The sequence below is a fragment of the Nitrospina sp. P1_D6 genome, assembly GCF_052156615.1.
GTDB lineage: Bacteria > Nitrospinota > Nitrospinia > Nitrospinales > Nitrospinaceae > Nitrospina.
On sequence record NZ_JBQKUN010000011.1, the window covers coordinates 1 to 20,861 of the forward strand.

General features: G+C 55.8%; 22 protein-coding genes, 1 tRNA gene and 1 pseudogene. 13 read left to right on the top strand and 11 right to left on the bottom strand.

Annotated features, from left to right (window positions below; genetic code table 11):
- Positions 1–14 precede the first annotated feature (14 nt).
- Positions 15–1,697, bottom strand: a complete 1,683-nt coding sequence (locus ACTRXA_RS13900; RefSeq protein WP_442427770.1) for a TldD/PmbA family protein — start codon at positions 1,695–1,697, stop codon at positions 15–17.
- A gap of 288 nt (positions 1,698–1,985) precedes the next feature.
- Between ACTRXA_RS13900 and ACTRXA_RS13905 the strand changes: the two genes are divergently transcribed.
- The 5 genes from ACTRXA_RS13905 to ACTRXA_RS13925 all read left to right on the top strand — a co-directional run bounded on the left by ACTRXA_RS13905 (position 1,986) and on the right by ACTRXA_RS13925 (position 7,127).
- A complete protein-coding gene (locus ACTRXA_RS13905) occupies positions 1,986–2,432 on the top strand; it encodes a GatB/YqeY domain-containing protein (protein WP_442427771.1) in 447 nt (148 codons plus the stop codon).
- 104 nt (positions 2,433–2,536) lie between these two features.
- Positions 2,537–4,303 carry a DNA primase gene (gene dnaG, locus ACTRXA_RS13910; protein WP_442427772.1) on the top strand — a complete coding sequence of 589 codons (1,767 nt, stop codon included), beginning with the start codon at positions 2,537–2,539 and terminating at the stop codon, positions 4,301–4,303.
- A 61-nt stretch (positions 4,304–4,364) separates the two neighbouring features.
- Positions 4,365–6,128, top strand: a complete 1,764-nt coding sequence (gene rpoD, locus ACTRXA_RS13915; RefSeq protein ID WP_442427773.1) for an RNA polymerase sigma factor RpoD — start codon at positions 4,365–4,367, stop codon at positions 6,126–6,128.
- Positions 6,129–6,136: 8 nt separating this feature from the next.
- Positions 6,137–6,213, top strand: a tRNA-Ile gene (locus ACTRXA_RS13920).
- Between the two features lie 242 nt (positions 6,214–6,455).
- A complete protein-coding gene (locus tag ACTRXA_RS13925) occupies positions 6,456–7,127 on the top strand; it encodes a M48 family metalloprotease (protein ID WP_442427774.1) in 672 nt (223 codons plus the stop codon).
- A 102-nt stretch (positions 7,128–7,229) separates the two neighbouring features.
- Here ACTRXA_RS13925 and ACTRXA_RS13930 read toward each other — a convergent pair whose 3' ends face one another.
- A complete protein-coding gene (locus tag ACTRXA_RS13930; protein ID WP_442427775.1) occupies positions 7,230–7,409 on the bottom strand; it encodes a hypothetical protein in 180 nt (59 codons plus the stop codon).
- A 256-nt stretch (positions 7,410–7,665) separates the two neighbouring features.
- On the opposite strand from ACTRXA_RS13930, the gene ACTRXA_RS13935 reads away from it, so the two are divergent.
- The 3 genes from ACTRXA_RS13935 to ACTRXA_RS13945 all read left to right on the top strand — a co-directional run bounded on the left by ACTRXA_RS13935 (position 7,666) and on the right by ACTRXA_RS13945 (position 9,218).
- Positions 7,666–8,016 (top strand): helix-turn-helix domain-containing protein, encoded by a 351-nt coding sequence (locus tag ACTRXA_RS13935; RefSeq protein WP_442427776.1) that lies wholly within the window; start codon positions 7,666–7,668, stop codon positions 8,014–8,016.
- 249 nt (positions 8,017–8,265) lie between these two features.
- Positions 8,266–8,718 carry an Hsp20/alpha crystallin family protein gene (locus tag ACTRXA_RS13940; protein WP_442427777.1) on the top strand — a complete coding sequence of 151 codons (453 nt, stop codon included), beginning with the start codon at positions 8,266–8,268 and terminating at the stop codon, positions 8,716–8,718.
- A gap of 149 nt (positions 8,719–8,867) precedes the next feature.
- Positions 8,868–9,218 carry a hypothetical protein gene (locus ACTRXA_RS13945; protein ID WP_442427778.1) on the top strand — a complete coding sequence of 117 codons (351 nt, stop codon included), beginning with the start codon at positions 8,868–8,870 and terminating at the stop codon, positions 9,216–9,218.
- Positions 9,219–9,273: 55 nt separating this feature from the next.
- Here the strand turns inward: ACTRXA_RS13945 and ACTRXA_RS13950 are convergent, their stop codons facing one another.
- The 4 genes from ACTRXA_RS13950 to ACTRXA_RS13965 all read right to left on the bottom strand — a co-directional run bounded on the left by ACTRXA_RS13950 (position 9,274) and on the right by ACTRXA_RS13965 (position 11,195).
- Positions 9,274–9,498 carry a hypothetical protein gene (locus tag ACTRXA_RS13950; protein WP_005005812.1) on the bottom strand — a complete coding sequence of 75 codons (225 nt, stop codon included), beginning with the start codon at positions 9,496–9,498 and terminating at the stop codon, positions 9,274–9,276.
- 75 nt (positions 9,499–9,573) lie between these two features.
- The gene (locus ACTRXA_RS13955) at positions 9,574–9,777 is read right to left on the bottom strand and encodes a hypothetical protein (protein ID WP_442427779.1); all 204 of its coding nucleotides are present in this window, start codon (positions 9,775–9,777) and stop codon (positions 9,574–9,576) included.
- Between the two features lie 120 nt (positions 9,778–9,897).
- Positions 9,898–10,713, bottom strand: coding sequence for a sterol desaturase family protein (locus ACTRXA_RS13960; protein WP_442427780.1), 816 nt, complete (start codon positions 10,711–10,713; stop codon positions 9,898–9,900).
- A gap of 35 nt (positions 10,714–10,748) precedes the next feature.
- On the bottom strand, positions 10,749–11,195 hold the full coding sequence (locus tag ACTRXA_RS13965) for a hypothetical protein (protein ID WP_442427781.1): 447 nt from the start codon (positions 11,193–11,195) through the stop codon (positions 10,749–10,751).
- A gap of 199 nt (positions 11,196–11,394) precedes the next feature.
- On the opposite strand from ACTRXA_RS13965, the gene ACTRXA_RS13970 reads away from it, so the two are divergent.
- On the top strand, positions 11,395–12,102 hold the full coding sequence (locus tag ACTRXA_RS13970) for an AAA family ATPase (protein ID WP_442427782.1): 708 nt from the start codon (positions 11,395–11,397) through the stop codon (positions 12,100–12,102).
- Positions 12,103–12,183: 81 nt separating this feature from the next.
- Positions 12,184–13,506 carry an MFS transporter gene (locus tag ACTRXA_RS13975; RefSeq protein WP_442427783.1) on the top strand — a complete coding sequence of 441 codons (1,323 nt, stop codon included), beginning with the start codon at positions 12,184–12,186 and terminating at the stop codon, positions 13,504–13,506.
- A 9-nt stretch (positions 13,507–13,515) separates the two neighbouring features.
- Here ACTRXA_RS13975 and ACTRXA_RS13980 read toward each other — a convergent pair whose 3' ends face one another.
- Both ACTRXA_RS13980 and def read right to left on the bottom strand, forming a co-directional pair.
- Positions 13,516–13,872 carry a hypothetical protein gene (locus ACTRXA_RS13980; protein WP_005005828.1) on the bottom strand — a complete coding sequence of 119 codons (357 nt, stop codon included), beginning with the start codon at positions 13,870–13,872 and terminating at the stop codon, positions 13,516–13,518.
- Positions 13,869–14,444 (bottom strand): peptide deformylase, encoded by a 576-nt coding sequence (def, locus tag ACTRXA_RS13985; RefSeq protein WP_442427784.1) that lies wholly within the window; start codon positions 14,442–14,444, stop codon positions 13,869–13,871. Before def ends, ACTRXA_RS13980 begins: the two co-directional genes overlap by 4 nt.
- Before the next feature lie 312 nt (positions 14,445–14,756).
- On the opposite strand from def, the gene ACTRXA_RS13990 reads away from it, so the two are divergent.
- On the top strand, positions 14,757–15,035 hold the full coding sequence (locus ACTRXA_RS13990; RefSeq protein WP_005005830.1) for an HU family DNA-binding protein: 279 nt from the start codon (positions 14,757–14,759) through the stop codon (positions 15,033–15,035).
- Positions 15,036–15,204: 169 nt separating this feature from the next.
- Here the strand turns inward: ACTRXA_RS13990 and ACTRXA_RS13995 are convergent, their stop codons facing one another.
- Positions 15,205–15,588 (bottom strand): hypothetical protein, encoded by a 384-nt coding sequence (locus tag ACTRXA_RS13995; protein ID WP_442427785.1) that lies wholly within the window; start codon positions 15,586–15,588, stop codon positions 15,205–15,207.
- A gap of 150 nt (positions 15,589–15,738) precedes the next feature.
- Positions 15,739–16,320: a lytic transglycosylase domain-containing protein gene (locus ACTRXA_RS14000; RefSeq protein ID WP_442427786.1), complete on the bottom strand. Its 582-nt coding sequence runs from the start codon at positions 16,318–16,320 to the stop codon at positions 15,739–15,741.
- Positions 16,321–16,695: 375 nt separating this feature from the next.
- Between ACTRXA_RS14000 and ACTRXA_RS14005 the strand changes: the two are divergent.
- A pseudogene (locus ACTRXA_RS14005) lies at positions 16,696–16,791 on the top strand (zinc-ribbon domain-containing protein); the annotation flags it as partial.
- Positions 16,792–16,950: 159 nt separating this feature from the next.
- A complete protein-coding gene (locus ACTRXA_RS14010) occupies positions 16,951–19,785 on the top strand; it encodes a hypothetical protein (RefSeq protein ID WP_442427821.1) in 2,835 nt (944 codons plus the stop codon).
- Here ACTRXA_RS14010 and obgE read toward each other — a convergent pair whose 3' ends face one another.
- Positions 19,786–20,844, bottom strand: a complete 1,059-nt coding sequence (obgE, locus tag ACTRXA_RS14015; protein ID WP_442427787.1) for a GTPase ObgE — start codon at positions 20,842–20,844, stop codon at positions 19,786–19,788.
- Between the last annotated feature and the right edge of the window lie 17 nt (positions 20,845–20,861).

Consider the following 20,861-nt stretch of genomic DNA (forward strand, 5'->3'; position numbering starts at 1 on the left):
TTTTTCCAAAGATTTTATTGAAGCGATGTGGACACGGCAGGCGGTGTGAGGATCGGCGGGCGAACCCGCATTTTCTTCGCACCCTGCAATTCCACCTCACGCAAAAGCACGCTGGGAGCGATGCTGGTGACGGGGATCGCCCCGGACTCCGCGTGGCAGAATCCGTTCAAAACCTCCCGCTTGTCTCCGGTGACCATGATCTTGCCGATCATGGAAAGCGGCGTGCCTACGAAATCGACCCCGCGAACCAACTCCTCGCGTCCGTCGGGATACACTTTATACAGGTATAACGGTTCGCCTTTGAACACCTGGAACCCGGCGCCTTCGGTGTGGGTCTCACCACCGGTGATCTTTTTCACGAACAGGCCGAAGGGTTTGCCCTGCCGCTGGACTTCCTCGATGAGTTTCCGCTTCAACGTCGCGGCATCCACCCGCGACTTCGATTCGATGATGAAATTGCTCATGCGCGACATGGGCGCGTGCACGCCGTCGCCGCGGGCGTGGCCGTTGGTGCGGCTGAATCCCAGTACCGGCATGCGCGTGAGGAGAAAATTTTGCAGGGTGCCGCCTTCTACCAGCACCACCTCTTCGCTTTCCTGGCCTTCGTCGTCGAAGCGGTAATGCCCAAGCAGGGGGGTGCCCTGGAAACGGGTCATCTCCGGATTGTCCGTCACCGACAGGAATTCGGGAAGTATCCTCCGCCCGATCTTCTTGAGAAATGTCTTGCCGTCGCGGTCCTGCCGCAGGCGGTCGCCTTCCAGACGGTGGCCCAGCGCCTCATGGAACAGCACCGCCGTGGCATCCGGACTGAAGATGGCCGGACCGATGTACGGGTCCATGCGCGGCGCGCGTTTGAGCTTCCCCAGAGACTCGATCAGGCGGTCGGCGCGGGAGATCAGTTCTTCCTCTGTAGGAAAGGGGTCGCCTTCGTGCAGGTAAACCGATTCCTCGTCATGCAGGCGGTCGCCCTGGGGAGACCGGGCCCAGCCTTCGATGACAAGGGCATAGTACAGCTTCCCCTCACGGATCTTGTTGCCTTCGGAATCGTAGTAATAACGGATGGTGCGGTTGGCGGACACTTCCACCTTGGACTTCTCGATGTCCTCCGCGTTGCGGAACCGCTCGGAGACGGCTTTCGCCAGGGATTCCCATTCCTGCATGCGGGGCTTCCACTCAGGAACCGGCCCCAGCCGCACCTGCGGGGGGTTGCCGGGAGAAAAGTCTGAAATTTCGTGGCTTTCCACGCCACTGATGAACCGTCCCTTTTTCTTCAGCAGGTTGACGATGGCTTGTTTGTAGCGCAGATCCGTTTCATACCACAACGCACGCCGGAGGGCGCCGACCTGGTTATCGAGCGGGATCAACGCTTCGGTGACGTACTGATGGCTTTGCGGATGCGAACTGTCGAACTCGGGATCGCCCACCTTCACATCCACAAAAAGCGTCTGCTTCTGTTTGATGTCCGATTCCAGGAGCGCGCCGAACGTGGCTGTCACTTCCGCCCGGTCATGGTGACGCACCTGGTAATTGATGAAATACGGCGGGCCGAAGTCATCCACCTGGAGCTCTTTCAACGAGCGGGCCATCTCCTCTTCCATGGCCTGGAAAATCTGGGCGCCGTTTCCGGATTCCGCCTTGGCCGGCAAAGCGGCCGCAACCCAGATCAGCGCGAGGCTTCCAAAGAAATACCGTTTCAAGATCTGTCAACCTCCCTCACAACGAGAAATTCAACTTGCATAACAAATACAACCTTTTGGCGTACAGATTTCAAATTGTACCGCCGTCCGGCCCTGGCCACAAAAATGTCTTGCCACATGCCCCCCACTTTGGGGGTACTGCCATTCCGAAAGCCCAGTAACCCTAATATTATCAATATATTCTCTCCATATTGTAGGAAAAATACCGACAAAAAATTCATTTTGAGGGACATCTATTGACAAAATCCGCACCCGGCCCTATATTTTCTTGTTTATTTGAAAAGGGTTATGGGACTCAAAGACAAGCTCCTCCAGGACCTCAAAGAGGCCCTGAAATCAAAGCAATCTCTCAAGGTCGAGACCTTGCGCCTGGTTTCTGCTGAAATCAAAAACAGGGAAATCGATCTCCGCAAAGAACTTGAGGACGAGGAAATCACCGCCCTCTTGTCCACCCAGATAAAAAAAAGAAAAGAAGCCGCGGCGCTTTACGAAAAAGGCGGCCGTGCCGATCTGAAAGAAAAGGAAGAGCAGGAAATGGTCATTCTGGCAGGTTATCTGCCGGAACAGGTGGGGGAAGACACCTTGCGAAAGCGCATTCAGGAAGTCATCGCCGAAACCGGCGCGCAATCCCCCAAAGACATGGGCAAGGTAATGAAGGTGGTCGCCCCGGAGTTCAAAGGCCGGGCGGATGGAGAGCAGATTCGCTCTCTTGTTACGGAAATGCTGGCGGGGTGACGCCTCCCGGGTGCACCCTCAGTCCCACACAACTTTTTGGCAATGGAACCCCGGGCACCTGCGGGGGTTCTCAACCATCAATCCTTGAAGCCGGTTCGTGATCGTTGAAACAGCATATTCCGGAACAGGTCATTGAAGACGTGCGCCAGCGGGCCGACATCATCGATGTGGTCTCGGACTTCGTTCACCTGAAAAAAGCGGGCAAGAACTACAAGGGGCTGTGCCCGTTCCATCAGGAGAAAACCCCGTCGTTCACCGCCAGCCCCGACAAGCAGATCTATCATTGCTTCGGTTGCGGTGCGGGGGGCAATGCGTTCAAATTCCTGATGGAACTGGAGGACCTCACTTTCGTCGAGGCGGTGAGGAAGCTGGCGGCGCGCTACCACGTCACCATCCCGGAATCCGCCCTGCGTTCCTCCAGCCAGCCGTCTGAACGGGAAACCCTGCTTCACGTCAACTCCCTGTCCGCCGAATACTTCGCGCAAAACCTGAAACACCCCCAGCTCGGCAAACCCGCGCGGAAATACCTGGAGTCGCGCGGCTTTGATGATGGCGTGATCGATGCGTATCAGCTCGGCTGGGTACCGGACGAATGGCGGGGCCTCCTGACGCACCTCGAAAAGAAAACCAAATGCACCCGCGCGCAGCTGGAAAAATACGGGCTGATCGTTCGCAACCAGGAAAAGGGCGTCGAATACGACCGCTTCCGTGGGCGCATCATCTTCCCCATCCGGGACGTGCAGGGACAGGTCATCGGTTTTGGCGGCCGCGTGCTGGGGGACGGGGAACCAAAATACCTGAACAGTTCCGAAACTCCGGCTTATAAAAAAGGAAAACACCTGTTCGGCCTCAACATGGCCAAAAGCGCCATTCGCCAGCACGACCGGGTGCTGGTCGTCGAGGGCTACTTCGACCAGCTACGCGCCTGGCAGGCGGGCATGCAGAACACCGTCGCCACCTGCGGTACGGCCCTCACATCCCAGCAGGCGGCCATGCTGAAGCAGTACACCCATAACGCCGTGCTGGTTTTCGATGCCGACAACGCGGGTCTGCAGGCCGCAGCCCGGGCGTTCGAGGTATTCAAGGAACAGGGGCTCAACGTCTACATGGTGGCCCTGCCGGAGGGAGAGGACCCGGATACCCTCATCCGTGACCAGGGAGCGGGAGCGTTGTTGTCGCGGGTGGAGCAGGCGCCGCCCTACATACACTTCGTGGTGCAGAAAGCCATTCAGAGTTCGCCGCCCAAAACACCGGAGGCGAAGCTGGACCTCATCAACCGTCTCCTGCCGCTTCTCACCAAGGTGACGAACGCGGTCGAACGCAGTGAATACGTGCGATACATCGCCGAAACCGTGGGGGTGGAAGACCGGGCCCTTTTGGACGAACTGAGGAAAACGCTGGCGGAAAACAAACCCCGGGTCAAACCCCCGGTGCGGGAACAGCCTGTGGCGCACAGCCCGGAGTGGTACCTGCTCCACCTCATGCTGGCGGATGCCGAGGCGGCGGTGGAAATCCGCCGCTCGGTGGACCTCGATGGATTCCGGCGTCCGGAATGCCGAAAAACCGCCCAATTTCTTTACCAATTGATTGATGACGATCAACCGCTTGCGCTTCACCGCCTGTTGGACCATGTTGAGGATGTGGAGGTGAAATCCGTGCTGACCCGCATCGGGCTCGCACCGCTCACCTTCGACAACCTGAAACAGGCGGTTTCAGACTGTATTCTCGATATCCGCAGGAGATCGGTCCAGGACGAAATCAACAAATTGAGGCGCCAGCGCAATGAAGCGATGCAGGCCGGGGACAACGACCTTTCCCGGGAACTGCACAGCCAGGTGAGGAAAATGCAATTCTCCCTGATACCCGATTGAGTTATTTGCATCCTATTTATTAGAAACCGTTGGAATTCATAACACAGGAGAGTCGGACCTCATGTCAAATGCGGATAAAGTGGCAGATGTTTCGGAAATCAATCAGCTCATCTCACTGGGCAAGGAAAAGGGTTACCTCACCTATGAAGAGGTGAATGATGTTTTGCCGTCGCATCTCGTGGCGCCGGATCAAATCGACGATCTGATGCATCTGTTCGGCGAAAACGAAATCGATATTGTCGATTCGGCCATGAAAGAGGACAAGAGTACGGACGAAGAAGACGAATCAGAAAAGGAGGAGGCAGTGGTTGAAGAAACCATTACCGACACCAAAACCGATACCGTGAGCATTGACGACCCGGTCCGCATGTACCTGCGGGAGATGGGAACGATCTCCCTGCTCACCCGGGAGGGTGAGGTCGAGATCGCCAAGCGTATCGAAGATGGCCAGAACGAGGTGCTCTCCGCCGTGGCCAACTGCTCGGTGACGATCTACGAAATCGTCTGCCTCGGCGAGTCCATCAAGGAAGGCCTCATCAACGTATTCGAGGTCATCAACCAGGGCGAACCGGACGAGAAAAAGGAAATCGACGAAAAAGAAGAGATCAAGCGCCTGCAGAAAGCCATCCGCAACCTGCTGGCGCAGGAAAAGAAGGTGTTCCGCCTGCGCGAGCGATGTGAGACCAAGCTGTCCGATAAGATGCGCGAGAAGGTGGAGAAGGAACTGGTCGAGCAACAGAACAAGCTCGAGGACATGGTGCTGGACCTCAACCTGAACAGTGATGTGATGGACGGCATCATCGAAAGGATTTACGAGATCGCCGCCCGGTTTCGCGAAGCGGGCAAGCAGGAACGCATGATCGAGAAAGAACTCGGCCTGTCGCTCGCGGAGGTGAAGAAACTGGCCAAGAACTGGACCAAGCAGAAAAGCGTCAAGCTGCCGTCCAACAAGGTGGTCACCCGCGCGCAGTACGACAAGCACATGAAAGTCGCGCAGGCGTGCCGCCGCAAGATCAAGAAGATCGAAAAGGAAACCAACACCTCGAAGGACCAGCTGCTCGCCACGGTGCGCACCATCGCCCGCGGCCGGGTGAAGGACAAAACCGCCAAGCGCGAACTGGCCGAGGCCAACCTGCGGCTCGTGGTCAGCATCGCCAAGAAATACACCAACCGCGGCCTGCAGTTCCTCGACCTCATCCAGGAAGGCAACATCGGCCTGATGAAAGCCGTCGATAAGTTCGAGTACCGCCGCGGTTACAAGTTCAGCACCTACGCCACGTGGTGGATCCGCCAGGCCATCACCCGCGCCATCGCGGACCAGGCCCGCACCATCCGCATCCCGGTGCACATGATCGAGACCATCAACAAACTCATCCGCGTCTCCCGCCACCTCGTGCAGGAGCTGGGTCGCGAACCGACGCCGGAGGAGATCGCGGAGAAGATGAGCCTGCCGGTGGACAAGGTGCGCAAGGTGCTCAAGATCGCCAAGGAGCCCATCTCGCTGGAGACCCCGATCGGCGAGGAGGAAAACAGCCACCTGGGCGATTTCATCGAAGACAAGAAGGTGCTCTCACCCATCGACTCGGTGGTGAAAAAGAACCTGAAGGAGCAGACGCTGAAGGTGCTGGGCACGCTGGCCAGCCGCGAGGAAAAGGTTCTGCGCAAACGGTTTGGCATCGGCCTCGACTCCGAGCACACGCTGGAGGAAGTGGGCCAGGACTTCGCCGTCACGCGCGAGCGCATCCGGCAGATCGAGGCCAAGGCGCTGCGCAAACTGCGGCACCCCAGCCGGTCCAAGAAACTGCGCAGCTTCATAGAGGGCTGACCGCTTTCGGGCCCATAGCTCAGTTGGTCAGAGCCCCCGGCTCATAACCGGATGGTCCCAGGTTCGAATCCTGGTGGGCCCACCACATACGCTACAGATTTATATATTAAGGAAAGAAGGCCCGGGCGCCCCGCGCTCCCGGGTCTTTTTTAATGGTTTTGCACCGACTGCGGCCCGATCGGCCCCTCCCCTGCATTTTCTCCCCCAAACAAAAATCTCACAATCCCCGCATAAAACCCTCTCAGGCCGCCGCCATATTGAAGGCAATGAAAACGGGGCCTGTTTACAGCACCCCCTTCCGTCTTGATCCAATTTTCGAGTGAACGGATGAACCTGAACCGTGTGATGAAACGAAGCCTGCTGTTGATCCTGCTGACCTTTCAATCCGCCTGTGCGGCGCAGATGGCGCAGTTGCCCTGCGGACCCGATACCTGCGCCGGAGAAAACCGCTGGCAGGAGAGCATCGACCAGATCGCCGCGAATAATTTTCACGGCGAGGAATTTGAAGGCGTGGTTTACAAGGACCGGCTGTCCAATGCGTGGACCACGTTCGATCACCGCGTGCACATCACGGAAGACCTTCTGAATGCACTGGGCCGCGCCGGCCAACCTCACCTGTTGAGCATCGCCGCACACGAGATGGCCCACATTCAGTCCGAACACTTTTTGAAGAAAGCGACCAAGACCTACGTGCAGTGGTTCAAATCGCTGTTCAACCACGATGACTACAAAAACAGCGCGCGTCACGTGCCCGGAGCCATGGACCCGGAAGTCGCCGCCATGAGCCGGGAACACGAATTCGAAGCGGACCGGCTGGCGGTGCGTTACCTGGAGAAGCTGGGGCTGGGTAAAACCGAGTACATCGATTTCTTGAAATGGATGCAGGCACACCTGCAGGACGCACCGTTGACGGAATCGGCCAGCCACCCTTCGTTTGCTGAACGCATTGCGCGGATTGAGGCCATGGAGGAGCCACCAGAAATTCAGAAGGGTGTGTGAGAAAACCAAAATGAAAAGGAAAAACAAAAGAGGCCGGATGCGTACCGGCCTCTTTCGCTTCCTGCGGATTCGTTTCAAGTGAGCCAGGGAGCCCACTCATCGTCAATCCATACGATGTTCGTTGTGCTCGAATTCGGGGTTTTTGTACAGGTTTTTGTCCCCGTTTTTGTATTCACCCGATTGGGAGGGAGCCACATGGTTCGGGGCAACCGTCGAACAACCCATTCCCAAAATAAAGACCAGCAACACGCACAACAGCAAACCGCTTCCTCGCTTCACCATCTGGCACCTCCGCCCGGTCCGGGCAAATACAGGGTTCAAGAATCTCCACTATCAATATTAGTTGTTTGGGTGAGCGCCGCAACAAACAATTGCGTACAGCCAAAAACGGGCTCCATGAGGAGTGAATTTTTATAGCTTCATCCTATAAAAAATCATGTGGAGACAATTGAGTTTCGAAGGACCCCGGAATCGACTACAAATATAACACAAATAAAAACAACCTATTATTAGACCTGGAACACCACCGATTCGACGCATGGGATTCACTGACGCGTTCAACCGCATCCGCCTGGAAACCGATTTGCAGACGCAGGAAGAGCTGGCACGTTTCCTGGGAATCCGGCAGAGTTCCGTATCCGGCGCGAAAAAGCGGGGGCGCTTTCCCAACACCTGGGCGGAGAAACTCAGCCGGCACTACAATTTGCGCTACGAATGGATCATGGAGGGCCATGAGCCGAAGCGGCTGGTGCCCGGGATGACCCCGGCGGAGATCCAGCAATTGATGGACCGGTTCTGGTGGGTTCTGCTCCACGCCTCCGATGCCGGCCGCACGCGGTTGAAAGAGGTTCTCGAAAGCGTTTACCGAGAAGCCCGCGAGAGCAGGTGACCCCCGCATGGCCCCTCCAGGAGGGACCCCCGTCCTTCCTTCCTTTCCATCCTCCCCAGAAACGGTATCCCCCCGAAACCACTTAATTTTTAAGCCCGTACCGGCTCCCTTAAAAAAAATCACGACCAGCTTGACACCCCCGAGAAACATCTTATTTATTGAACAGAAGGTTGAGAGACACGGTTCGGTACCGAATCCTCCATTCTGGACCCAAGCAATGCGTTAACCCGTATCCTTTGGAGGAAGAACATGAGCAAGATTGTGAATTACACTCCCAAAACCTACATGGACAAGTTTTTCGAGGATGCCGACTTTTTCGGCCGGATGAGCCCGTGGGCCCCGCTGTGGGAGCCGGTATCCAAGATGCAGGAATCCCTGCGCTGCAACATCGAGGAAAAAGAAGACCGCTACATCCTGACCGCGGCCGTTCCCGGCTGGAAACAGGATGAGATCGATATCGGTATCCATGACGGGCGACTGACCGTCAAGGGCAGCCGTGAATCGGAATCCAAGTCCGAAAACGAAAAGTATCACCTGAGGGAGTTCAGCCAAACCAGGTTTGAACGTTCCTTCACCCTGGGTGACGGCATCGACCCTGAAAACGTCGAGGCCACCCTGGAGCACGGCATGTTGACCGTCAATCTTCCGAAAAAGGAAGAAATGAAGCCGCGCTCCGTGCAAATCAAGGTCAACAACGCGTAACCTCCCCAACCAGAGCCCGCGTTTCCTGAGGAAACGCGGGCTTTTTTTTCGCCGGTTTTCTTCATATAATGAGGGCAGGAAACGGGGCCCCGAGGGTCACCTTCCTGTCCCACTGCCAACCCCGCAGAAATTAGAATGGAAGGAACCGAATGAAATCGCTGGCATCCATCAATGCAAAGGATATCGAAACCATCAAGATGGCCTTGAACGATGCTATCTCCGATATCAACATGGAACTGAAAACAAACCTGCCTGAGAAGAAGAAACGCGACATCATGGAATACAAGGCGAAGTACACCCGTGTGTACGACAAACTGCGCGCCAATCCTTCCATTTACGCCCTGGTGGAACACGAACTGGACATTGCCGCCGGCGGCCTGAACGATGCCATCGAACTGCTGGAAGAAAACATGACGGACGACCTGGACGAGCAGGAGAAACAGGACATCCAGGAATACAAAAACGAGTGCGAGCGGCTGATCGATATTCTGGCGAGTTGAAAGAAGTCTGGGGACCGGGCCGGGTGCAGCCCTTCCCTGCTTTGGCGGGACCTGCCTAGAAATTCACGTAATACCCGTAAGCGAACATCCAGCCCGTCACCCCCGCCCCTGCGGCCATGCAGAGGATCCAGGCCTTCTTGCTGTTGCGAGGCAATTTCGGTGAGTCTTCGTACATCCAGGCGGAATGGATCATCATCCCCATGAAGTAGGAAATGAACACAAATGCAATTCCCATGATGATGAACATGATGGGACTGAATTCCATGTTGCTCGTGCTCATGCTTCCACTCCGTAACTCATGACCGGTTGAGAACCTTTCTTCCCATCCCGCGGTCGGGCGCGTTCCTGTTCAAAATTAAAATCCGGATTGTGCAATACCAAGCGTTTCCAGCAGTTTCGCCAGTCCGGCAATCAGCAGACCGATGACGACCAGGCCCGCGGCCACGGCGGCCATGATGGTGAAAAATTCCTTCTTCGTGCGGGTCTGACGAAGCCAGCTGATGACAACCGTCAGCACCAGCACAACGATAAAACTGATCCAGTAATACCTGGCGGACATTGGCAGATTCTATCAAGAATGGGTTGGAGAATGGGAAAAATCTGACACGGGCCCAAGCCCGTCATCAGGCTCGCAACCGGCCCCGGACGAGCTTTCCTTAGCCCGATCAGGCGTCCAGAATCATGAGGCGGGCCGGGGTGGCGCCCCCTGAGGCCCGGCTTTAAGCGGGAGCATCACCACCCGGCCGAAGGTCAACTGCTCCGGCTGCTTGTACTGGGGCACGCCGATCACGATCTCCGGCTGGGCCTTCTGCGCATCGGCAATGTACGTCCCCAGCATGCGGTCCCAGATGGACAGGTTGAACCCGTAATTGGAGTTGGTCTCACGCATCTCTTCGGAATGGTGGATACGGTGCATGTCCGGCGTCACGATCAGGCGGCGAAGCACACGGTCCACCGGCTCAGGAATGTAAATATTGGAATGCGTGAACTGCGCCATGCCGTTCAGCACCGCTTCAAAAATGATCACCGCAAGCACCGACGGACCGATCGCCAGCACCAGTCCCATCTTGAACAGCATCGATCCCAGGATTTCCACGGGGTGAAAACGCAGGGCGGAGGTGACGTCCAGATCCAGGTCCGAATGGTGCACGATGTGGAACCGCCAGAAGAACGGAATCATATGCACCACCACGTGCTGCAGGTAAATCATGAAATCGAAGAACACGATGGTGAGGGCCACTTCGATCCACACGGGCCAGTGCAGGTAATTGAACAGCCCCCATCCCCGGTCTGCAGCGAAGGCGGCGGCGCCCACGGCGGCGGTGCTTAAAAACAGTTTGACCAGAACGACATTCACTCCCGTGAGACCGAGATTGATACCCAGCCGCCGCAGCTTGGAATCCACCGTCGGGTGACGCGGGATCAGCCGCTCCAGCCCCAGCAGAAGCACAAATACTCCCAGAAAAATGGCAAAACGGATCTGGTCGACGTTCATGGCAAGCCCCTTTGGGCGCAGGCTCTCTCAATGCATCACAATGGAGGTTTCTGCTGGCGAACGAGGTTGACCACCCCCTGAATCATGAGTCCGATAAACCAGAACCCGGAAAAAGCGATCATCCACAGTCCAAATAAATTGAACCAGTACTGGTAGGGAGTGTAGTCGATGGACTCGTGGTAGATTTTGCGGATCTTCCCTTTCTCCACCTCCGAGGCCTTCATATAGGAATGGTAAAAAGGATGCTTTGCCTTTTTTACTTCCTTTATCTTTTCATCGTGAGGCATGCGCAGGAACTCGCCGACCTTGATTGCATTTTCCTTGAAGAACAGGCGCATGCGTTTCAACTCATCACCGTCCGGTGGGTTGGCCATGGCATACCAGACGGTCATGGCTGTAGCCAGAAAAAGAGATATCCATAAGGAGATTTTGCCAACGAGTCGGTCGAGCTTGTCATCAAGTTCGTGCGGGGTTTGATCCATAGGTCGCGGTCGTGAGTGAATGATTAAAAAAGAAGTCCATTATGAATTATTATTTTATCGCATTCACGGAAATTCCGGCAGGTTCTTTCGGTGAAACCGGTGAATTTCCGGCAAATATGTTTGAGGAATGTCAGGGGATAACCTATATTACTTGTGGAATCGAAACCATCGGGCACCCTTCAACTTTAAGGAGGGGAACATGTCTGCAACCCTGCCGGAGTCCATAGCGGAAAAAATCATTGAAGACAAAATTCAGGAATGGGAAGCCAAAAAAAGAGGCCGGTCCGGGAAGGAACCGGGCATCGGGGCCTATCCTTTCATCGCCATTTCACGGGATTACGGATGCCTGGAAGAAAAACTGATTCCCCTCTTCGAAAAAAAATTCCAGTGGAAGGTTTACGGCCGCAACCTGCTGGACCACATCGCCAGCCGCGACGCCCTGAACCGCAGCTTCATCGAAACCCTCGACGAACACCATGCCAACCAGTTGGACCAGTGGATTCATTACCTCATCTCATCCGGAGCGTTGCGTCCGGACGAGTACCTGGTCAAGCTGTCCAAACTGATGAAGGTGATCGTCACTCACGAAGCCGCAATTTTCGTCGGTCGCGGCGCACACTACATTCTCGCCGACAAACCGCATGGCGTGTTCGTGAAGCTCACCGCGCCTTTTGCTTACCGCGCAGAGCACATCGCCCGCCTGAAAAATATTTCGCAGACGGAGGCGGAAACCCTGGTCCGGCGAATCGACCGGGAACGCCAGGAATTCATCCAGCACCATTTCAAACAGGACATCGAGGACGCATCGCATTTCGACCTGTCACTGAACACGCGGACGATTCCCGCGGACATGGTGTGCCAGCTGGTAGGGCGCGTGATGGAGATCAAGACGTCAACCGTGTGGTAATCCATCCAGCCGTTCCGTCCCGGAATACGCCGCACGCGTTCCGCTTATTCATTCGACCCGTTTTCTTCTGAAACCGCGACCATGGCCACCGACCGTTCGGCCGGGTACGTCCGGCTTCTCAAATCCAACCGCCCGTTTCGCAACCTGTGGTACGCACAGGTGGTCTCCGAACTCGGCGACTGGCTGAACAGCATCGCCATCTTCGCGCTGGTGCTGAAAGTCGGGGGCACCGGCATGGCCATGGCGACGGTGATGATGGCCAAGCTCCTGCCTATTTTTTTCGTGAGCCCCATCGCCGGTGTGCTGATCGACCGCATGGACCGGCGTGCCATCATGATGGCCTCCGACGTGTTTCGCTTCGTGGTGGTACTGGGTTTCCTGCTGGTGGAAGACCAGAACGACCTGTGGTTGCTGTACACGCTGGCGGTGGTGGAAATCGCGCTGGCGGGATTTTTCGAACCGGCACGCAGCGCGGTGATCCCTTCCCTCTGCACACGCGAGGAGCTGGTGACGGCGAACGCGTTGAGCGGTTCCACCTGGTCGGTGATGCTGGCTTTGGGCGCGGCCCTGGGAGGCGGTGTGGTCAGCCTGTTCGGCATCAAAGCCGCTTTTGTCGTCGATGCCTTCACCTTCCTCGTGTCCGCATTTTTCGTCTCGCGGATTCAATTCCCGGTTAAAGCCGCCGCAGGCACAGAGGATGAAACCCCACGCACGAAAAAAGAGAACGGCTGGGTGGAAGGCATGAAGTACCTCGTACGCCGGCCGGTGATCGGCGTGCTTTCCCTTTTGAAAGCCGGCCTGGCGCTGGGCGGTGGGTTGATGACCCTCATTCCGCTTTACGCCAACACTTTGTTCTCGACCGAAGCCGCTATTTCCATGGCCACGGGTTTGATGTATTCGGCGCGCGGGCTGGGTGCGGCACTCGGGCCGGTCCTCGTGAAACGCTTTTTCGGCGACTCCACCCGGGTTCTGCAACTGTCGATTTTTTCCGCGTTCTTCATCAGTGGCGTCGGGTTTTATTTTCTGTCGCGGTCGTTCACGCTGGGAACGGCGGCGGTGAGCATCGGGCTCGTTACGTTTTTTGGTTCCATCATCTGGGTGTTCAGCTCCGCCCTCATTCATCTGGAAGCGGAGGACCGGTTTCTAGGCCGCGTGTTCAGCACGGAGATGGCGATGCTCACCCTGGTCATGGGACTCAGCAACTGGTGGGTCGGGTATTCGATCGACCACCTGGGATGGACATTGAGCGAGGTGGCCCTGGGGCTGGCCGCGGCGTTCGCCTTGCCGGGAACCTTGTGGGGGTTGTTTCTGCTGGTGCGCAGGCGGGCTGAGAAAAGGAAGGCCGTGGATTCGATCTGCCCGGTGGAACCGAGCGATTCCAAACTGCCTCCGTCGAACTATTGAATCAACCGATCAGGGAGGATTGATGACAAAGTGCTCGGCGAGGGATTTGCCGATGTCGAAGTGGCTGGTGAACATATGGCTGTCGTCACGCCCTTCCGCCCACTGGTATGCATTTTCCACATGGTCGTGCATGCCGAGCGCGTGCAGGACGCCGACGGAGACGTAACTGGAAGCGAGATCGTCCGACTGCGAGAACGTGACCACCATGGATTTCATGTATTCCATCTGTTCCGATTCCAGGCTGCGGAACTTGGTCACCAGATTGACGAGGTTGGCTTCACCGTAGGTGTTGCTGTAACCAGAGCCGATGACCGGTTCCTGGTACAGGTGCAGGATTTCCTGTTCCAATGTATCGTGCCAGCTCATACGGTTTGTTGGGGTTCAGTGGTTTCTTCCGCGGGTTTCACCCAGTAGGTCATGAACTCTTTTTCGTAGGAAAGCTGAGTGAGGTCCTCCATGCGGTCCAGGAATACCTTGCCGTTCAGATGGTCGATCTCATGCTGCAGCACCACGGCGAGAAACCCGTCCGTCTTCACCACCACCTTCTCACCCCGGCGGTTGTAGGCTTCCATGGTGCAGGCGGAAGGACGGCTCACCAGCCCGCGCAAATCCTTGACGCTCAGGCATCCTTCCCAGAACTCTTTTTTCTCTTCACTGACCCAGGTGATCACCGGGTTGATGTAAACCTCAAGAGGTATTTCGGCCCCATCCGGGTAACGTTCGTTGCCCTGGTACTCCACCACAATGATCTGCAATGAACGCTGAACCTGGGGCGCAGCAATGCCCACACCGCCTTCATCGTGCATGGTCTCGATCATGTCATCGATAAAATTTTGCAGTTCGTTGTCTCCGGGTGCCGTCAATTGTTCGAGATCCACCGGATCTGCCACGCGTCGCAACACCGGATGACCCAGATACGCTATGGGTAACACCGCCACTTCCGCACTCCTAATCAATTTTGATTTAATTTTATTATTGTATCCCTGATGAAGAACGAGTCCAATCAAAAATGAAAATCGTTGCGATAATTTTTCCTTTCCCGCATTGCGAAACGCTTATAATTCCGTACGCAAAAACAGGCATACCCCGTATCGGCCTTTATTTATGGGAGGGAAAAGGGTGTTGCTTCTGATTTTTTGTTTGACATTTAAACCCCATTTTTTATAATGAGCCCGCTTGATGTCCTACACCATACTCACCTTTTCCAGAAGGTCCTGTCTCAAAAAAATCTCGAAAGGAGGGATGATCCATTGACTAAAGATGAGCTCATCGCCAGCGTAACCAAAAACGTGAAAGATTCGAACCTCAGTAAACGATTGGCCGGAGATGTTGTCGACGCCACCTTTGATGTCATCGCCAAGGCGATCAAGAAAGACAAACGTTTTGCTTATCCCGGATTTGGAACTTTTACCGTGAGGACCCGAAAAGCCCGCAAAGGCCGAAACCCGCAGACCGGTGAAGAAATCAAAATCAAGGCAAGCAAAACGGTCGGCTTCAAACCTGCACCGAACATGAAGAATTCCCTCTAACATCCCAAGCAGATCGAATTCGCGGAAAAACCGCCCGGGTTACGGGCGGTTTTTTTGTGCCCTTCAGATCCCTTCGTACTCGCCCCGAAATTCCTTTAAAAGCACATAAACAAAGGGATTCATGCCCCGCATTGAACCCGGTCCAGGCCGCAGGAATGTCAGCAAAATGTCAGGAAGTGGAATCGTCGTGGGGTAAGGGTGAGGTTTTCTGCGATTCCAGAAACTCGCGTTCGAACGCGGTGTAAACGCCCTTGTTGGCTTCTTTGGGGCGGCGGGTTTTACGCAGAAAATCGTTCAGGTACCAGTGCTTTTCCAGGTAGTGACAGACCCGGCACTCGGTGGCGTAACGGAACACCTTCCGTTGGTAGCTCAGCGAGACTTCCTCCACATGCGAACTGGAGTTGAAATCCCTGTGCAGATGACAGCTCATGCAGTATTCATTGATGATGCGGTTGTTCTCAAAGGAGGCAAATTCCCCTTCGAACGCCCGTTCGACCTGCATGGCGTAGCATCCCGCGCCAGCCAGCAGAGCCAGCCCGCAGAAGACCCCCATCCACCTCCGCCTGCGGAAAACGGGTGAGGTCCGGGTTGCGGCCCGACCGGATGATTGTCTCGCAATTCGTTTCATCACCGATTCATTGTACTCAAACAGGCAGGGTGATTTCCAACCGGGAATGGCGGGCAGAAGCAGTGCAGGAAGGAATCAAGTGGTTTTCGACCTCAACTGGCCGTACATCCGGATGACCTTGCGGGAATACTTTTTGGGTTTTTTGCCCTGACGCAGGTAGCGGGAAAGCCGTGAAGGCCCGTGGTTGTAGGCTTCCAGAGCCAAATCCAGGTCCTGAAACCGTTTCTGAAGTTTATCGAGGTACATCGCACCAAGCGCAATGTTCGTATCCGGGTTGAACAGTGTGAAGTTACCCTTCCACGCCATTTGCGCTTCTGTCGCCAGAGCCGAGCCGGTTGCGGGACGGATCTGCATCAAACCCAGAGCCCCTTTGTGCGACTTCGCTTTCTGATTGAACGAGCTTTCCGTAACGATGAGGGCCGTCAAAAGCAGAGGATCGTGGCCGTATTTCCGGCTTTCACTGAAAATCCGGTTGGATATACTCCGCATCCCTTTTCTGTCGAGGCCGGAATTGTATTTGCGGATCACCTCGTGTATCCGGTTTCTGATGCGCCGCTCCTGCCGGATGGCATCGAACCGGGCCTTCAGGTACAGATCCCGGAACGTCCGTTTGTCCAGCTTCATCAGGTACCGCGATTCCGCAGAAATTCCCTTCACAGCCCTTGATTTCTCAGGAAAAAAACCGAAAAGGGTTAACAGGAGAACCAACGATAAAAGACTGCTCTGTTTAGAAAGTGCCTTCATGCAAGACGAATATCAGCGCAACAGATTCAGGTTTTGACATCAATTATTGCTAGTTGGAAAATGGATAGAATGTGGCGGTTCCGGAGTGGTATCGGAGCCGCGACCTCCGTCATTCAACGCCCAAACAACCCAGCCCTTGAAAAATCATGTTGGCCGCGGCTGGAAAAGGATTATATATTTAATTAAAACCCTTGTCAAATTGGGACTTATAGGGATTTTGCCGATATAAACTGGCTCCTTGTTTGGCTTTCCCTATAATGGAAGTTAAACCTTGTTAAACAAGATTTTATGAAGATCGTATGTCCGAAATGCCGCGCGAATTATGAGGTCGCCCTCCCTCCCCTGGGCGAACAGGGCATCGAGCTTAAATGTGCGGTCTGCCACCATCCGTTCCGCATCAAGAAAAAAGCGGCCCCCTCTTTGACAAAGCCGCAGCCGCCCACCCAACCTCGAACAGGTGGGGAAAGTGCCTCCCCCGACTCGCAAAAAAGTCCCAGTGCCCCTCCGGTTGTGTCTGCCGGTGAGGAATCGTCGGAATCAAGAATGGAAGAAACATCAGGCGACATGCTGGGCCTGGGCGATGAACCGATCGATCCCGACCTGCCGGAGGAAGTGATCGCGCGTGCCGAAGACCTGGAAGCCATTCCCGACACAAAAGACTGGGATCAGGTAGCGGACTCGGCAAAAGCGCTGGAAGAGGAGGAACTGGCGGAAGCTGCCCAGTACGCGGAAGAGTTTGCCAAAAACGGGGATTCCTCAACCGAACCTTCCGGGGAAACCGGCAACGACGCCATGCCGGAGAATCCGGAACCTGTTGAAACGATCGCCAAGGCACCAAAGGATCTGGTTGACCCTGAAATCTGGGTAGACGCAATATCCGGAGAGGCCGAGCCCGAGGCTCCTCCGGAAGAAGAAGCCTCCGATGCTCCATTTGAGGATCCGGAATTGTGGGCCGAGGCCTTTGCAGATGAAACGGCCCAACCCGCCGCCATCAATGCGGAACCGGAAGAGGAAGCCGCAGAGCCGGAAGCGGGGGAAGAGGAAGTCGATGATATCGATGCCTGGGCCGAAATGTTTGCGGAAATGGCACCGGAAGACGACCAGTGGGAAAAGGCGGCGGCCGAAAGCGAAATGGAATCCGCGCCTCCCCCGGACGTGCAGGCCGAGGCTGACAGGCCCGGGGCCCAGGAGCCTTCTCCACCGGAAGAAGTCCCTCCATCCAGGCCGGACGAGGTCCCTCCAGAACCGGAACCCGTTCCTTCCCCGCCCCCCAGGGAAATGCCATCAGACCAGCCTGAAGAGGTGCCGCCCGAACCGGAAGGCATGACCGCCGGGACCGCGCCGGAGCCGTCCAAATCTTATGAAGATCTGGAATCCGAACTCGAGGCACTGGAGGCACAAAGAAAAAAACTCAAAAGTCAGAAGGCGGAGTCCAAACTGAAGCAACTGGAAGAACAGCGCCTGATGCTGGAATTGGAGAGACAAAAATTACAGGGTGAAGCTTTCGAGGAACAGGAGAAAAAAGAAGCGGATGCCGCATCTCTTCAGGAACAGGAAACCCGACCAGATCCCGAACCCAGCGTGGAGCCCGAAGTCCTCACTACGGTGGAGGAGTTGACCGCCTCTCCTGGAGAACCGGAAGAAATTAATATGTTGGACGACGATCTGGACGTCATCGGACTGGATGAAGAGTTCGCCGACCAGGAAAAGGAAGTCATTGGCCTGGATGAAGAGTTTGCGCGGGCAGATGCAGAAGCGACCCCGGAACCCGTCCCGCCGGCTCCCGAAGATGCCTTTACCGATCTGTTCCCGGAAACCGAGGGCGAAACCGAACAGATGCCTGAAACGAAAACCGCCGTCTCAGAAAAAGAAGCGGTGCCCCCTCCGGAGGGAGAAACCGAATCGGGAACCCCTCCAAAACCCCTGCATCCCGGGTTCAGCGCCCTGGAGAATCTTGGGGGCGATTTTTTTTCCGGAGATCGGGTAACCGGGGAATCGAAGCCGGCGTCCAAGGAATCTGCCATGTTCGATAACCTGGGTAAAAGGGGTTTTGACGACTTGCCTTCGGACCCTTCACCCGGCCTGGATTACACTTCCGCCACATCCAACGAGGAACCGGACGACTTCACCGCCGCCTTCTTCAGTCAAAAAGGAGAACTGGACATCGCGTCCCTTGGAAAACAGGAAACGGACACCCCATCGCCGATGAAAAACGTATCGGATTCCAGCTGGGCCGAGTCGCTGGATGCTTCCGAGGAAGACGATGGGTTGACGCGGGAGGAAATGTGGGAACGCGAGTTTCCAAACATGGATGAGGATGAAGAGGAAAACTCCCTGGCGGTCACCCATGACGACCCGTTTTCAGATGTAGGGGATTTCCGCGATGAAGATGAAGAGGATCTGGACGAGTATGGCGACGATGCCCGCCCGGTGGTCATTGGCAGGGAATATGACGATGATGCGGCTTACGAGGAGGAGGGATTTGAAGGCGTCGACGAGTCAGCTTACGAAGACTATGATGATGACGAAGATTACGACCTCGCTTTCAGGGAGAAAAAGCCCGGTCTGTTCTCAACCCATCAGCGACGCAAGGGCGGCCTGGTCGCCGCATCGGTCGTCGCAGGCCTTCTTCTGCTTGCCGGGACAGGGTATTTCCTCATGCAAACCTTCACTCCGGAGGAGTTGACCGACTCCATGGTGGCAGACGGTGAAATCCCTGAAGACATGGTTCCCCATGACACCCAAAGCACTCAAACTTCCCCCACCATCAATCCCGAGGTGCAGGATCTGCTTACGGAGTCCGGGGAGGAAAAAGAAATGGACATCGATCAATTGATGGGAGACACCCGGATTCCCGAAACCAAGACCGAGCCGGAAATCGAGCCGGTGGTGAAGGACCCTGAAACCAAGCCCGGCAACGCACTGGATGAGGCGGCGCAATTGCTGGAGCCTTCCGCGGACAATGAACTGTTGAAGGAACTGGAACAATCCGAAATCCTTCAGGAATCCCAACAGGAGATCGAGCAGGCGATCAAGCAGGAAGAAGAACTCGCGCAATTCATCGATCCCAATGCCACCATCGTGGCCTTCAACACGATTCTGCCCGTTGCTTATAACACCACGGACATCCGCGTATTGAGTTTCCGCCTGGAGATTGAAATGGACACGCCGGACAGCGCGGAAGTTGTTCGCAAGGCCCTGCCCGTATACGAAAACGTGATGGTTTCGACGGTGGAGCGGTTTTTCAAACAGCGGTTCTATACCGATGTGGTGTATGCCAAGGAGAAACTGCGCGACAGGTTGCAGGAAGCGTTCAACAAGAACATCGAAAATGGAAAAATCCGCAAAGCCAGCTTCACCGACTTCGCTATCCAGTAATCAGTTTTCTTCCGCCCAATCTTCCTTTCCTGACCCTCCGGGGGCAATGTCCGGAGGCGGCACGTGCTCCTGCAATAGTTGATAGGTCTGGTGGATCAGACCGCTGATGCCTTTCCCTGTCACCGAGGACACCGCCAACAGCCTGGGATTGATGATCTTCAGGCGTTCGCGGTAACGTTCGAATTTTTCTTCCGCTTCCGGGTGGTCGATCTTGCTCGCCACCAGGATCTGCGGCTTTTCATGCAAGTCCTCGCTGAAGGCCTTCAACTCTTTCTGAATGGTTTCATAATCCTCGATCGGATCGCGATCAGACAGGGCGGAAAAGTCCAGCATGTGCAGGATGACCCGGGTGCGTTCGGTGTGCTTGAGAAAGCGCGTGCCCAGTCCCTTGCCCTCGTGCGCCCCTTCGATGAGACCGGGAATGTCCGCAGCGACAAACGACTGGTATTCGTCCACGCGCACCAGTCCGAGGTTGGGTGTGAGCGTGGTGAAAGGGTAGTCGGCGACCTTCGGCCGTGCGTTGGAGATTTTGGAGATGAGCGTGGACTTGCCGGCGTTGGGAAACCCGATGATGCCAACATCAGCAAGCAGCTTCAATTCCACCAGCAGGACACGCGAGTCACCCGGCTTTCCCGAATCAGCCCGGCGTGGAGCGCGGTTGGTGGAGGATTTGTAATGATCGTTGCCGAATCCGCCGCGGCCGCCTTTGCCAGCGACGTATTCCTGGAATTCTTCGGTCAGGTCCGCCAGCACTTCACCCGTTTCGTAATCCTTGACGACCGTGCCCATGGGCACACGGATGACGCAGGTCTCGCCGCTTTTTCCGGTTTTGAGATTGCCGCTTCCAGGACGGCCATTTTCGGCGCGGTAAAGTTGCTGGTAACGGAGGTCGAGAAGGGTGGTGAGGTTGGATACGGCCTGCAGGACAACATCGCCGCCGCGGCCGCCGTCGCCGCCGTCGGGTCCGCCCTTGGGGATGTACTTCTCACGGCGGAAACTGCAACAGCCGTCGCCGCCTTTGCCCGCGCGGACGGTGATCTTGACCTGATCGACAAACATGTATGGAAACGCATCCC

What these genes read in the sequence shown, in the direction of transcription:
- ACTRXA_RS13935 (WP_442427776.1), top strand. Translation starts at nt 7,666, where the DNA reads ATGGGATTCACTGACGCGTTCAACCGCATCCGCCTGGAAACCGATTTG.
- obgE (WP_442427787.1), bottom strand. Translation starts at nt 20,844, where the DNA reads ATGTTTGTCGATCAGGTCAAGATCACCGTCCGCGCGGGCAAAGGCGGC.
- ACTRXA_RS13955 (WP_442427779.1), bottom strand. Translation starts at nt 9,777, where the DNA reads ATGTCCGCCAGGTATTACTGGATCAGTTTTATCGTTGTGCTGGTGCTG.
- ACTRXA_RS13980 (WP_005005828.1), bottom strand. Translation starts at nt 13,872, where the DNA reads ATGAGCTGGCACGATACATTGGAACAGGAAATCCTGCACCTGTACCAG.
- ACTRXA_RS13945 (WP_442427778.1), top strand. Translation starts at nt 8,868, where the DNA reads ATGAAATCGCTGGCATCCATCAATGCAAAGGATATCGAAACCATCAAG.
- ACTRXA_RS13950 (WP_005005812.1), bottom strand. Translation starts at nt 9,498, where the DNA reads ATGAGCACGAGCAACATGGAATTCAGTCCCATCATGTTCATCATCATG.
- ACTRXA_RS13940 (WP_442427777.1), top strand. Translation starts at nt 8,266, where the DNA reads ATGAGCAAGATTGTGAATTACACTCCCAAAACCTACATGGACAAGTTT.
- ACTRXA_RS13975 (WP_442427783.1), top strand. Translation starts at nt 12,184, where the DNA reads ATGGCCACCGACCGTTCGGCCGGGTACGTCCGGCTTCTCAAATCCAAC.
- ACTRXA_RS13965 (WP_442427781.1), bottom strand. Translation starts at nt 11,195, where the DNA reads ATGGATCAAACCCCGCACGAACTTGATGACAAGCTCGACCGACTCGTT.
- ACTRXA_RS13905 (WP_442427771.1), top strand. Translation starts at nt 1,986, where the DNA reads ATGGGACTCAAAGACAAGCTCCTCCAGGACCTCAAAGAGGCCCTGAAA.
- ACTRXA_RS13960 (WP_442427780.1), bottom strand. Translation starts at nt 10,713, where the DNA reads ATGAACGTCGACCAGATCCGTTTTGCCATTTTTCTGGGAGTATTTGTG.
- ACTRXA_RS13925 (WP_442427774.1), top strand. Translation starts at nt 6,456, where the DNA reads ATGAACCTGAACCGTGTGATGAAACGAAGCCTGCTGTTGATCCTGCTG.
- ACTRXA_RS13970 (WP_442427782.1), top strand. Translation starts at nt 11,395, where the DNA reads ATGTCTGCAACCCTGCCGGAGTCCATAGCGGAAAAAATCATTGAAGAC.
- ACTRXA_RS13995 (WP_442427785.1), bottom strand. Translation starts at nt 15,588, where the DNA reads ATGGGGGTCTTCTGCGGGCTGGCTCTGCTGGCTGGCGCGGGATGCTAC.
- rpoD (WP_442427773.1), top strand. Translation starts at nt 4,365, where the DNA reads ATGTCAAATGCGGATAAAGTGGCAGATGTTTCGGAAATCAATCAGCTC.
- ACTRXA_RS13930 (WP_442427775.1), bottom strand. Translation starts at nt 7,409, where the DNA reads ATGGTGAAGCGAGGAAGCGGTTTGCTGTTGTGCGTGTTGCTGGTCTTT.
- ACTRXA_RS14010 (WP_442427821.1), top strand. Translation starts at nt 16,951, where the DNA reads ATGGAAGAAACATCAGGCGACATGCTGGGCCTGGGCGATGAACCGATC.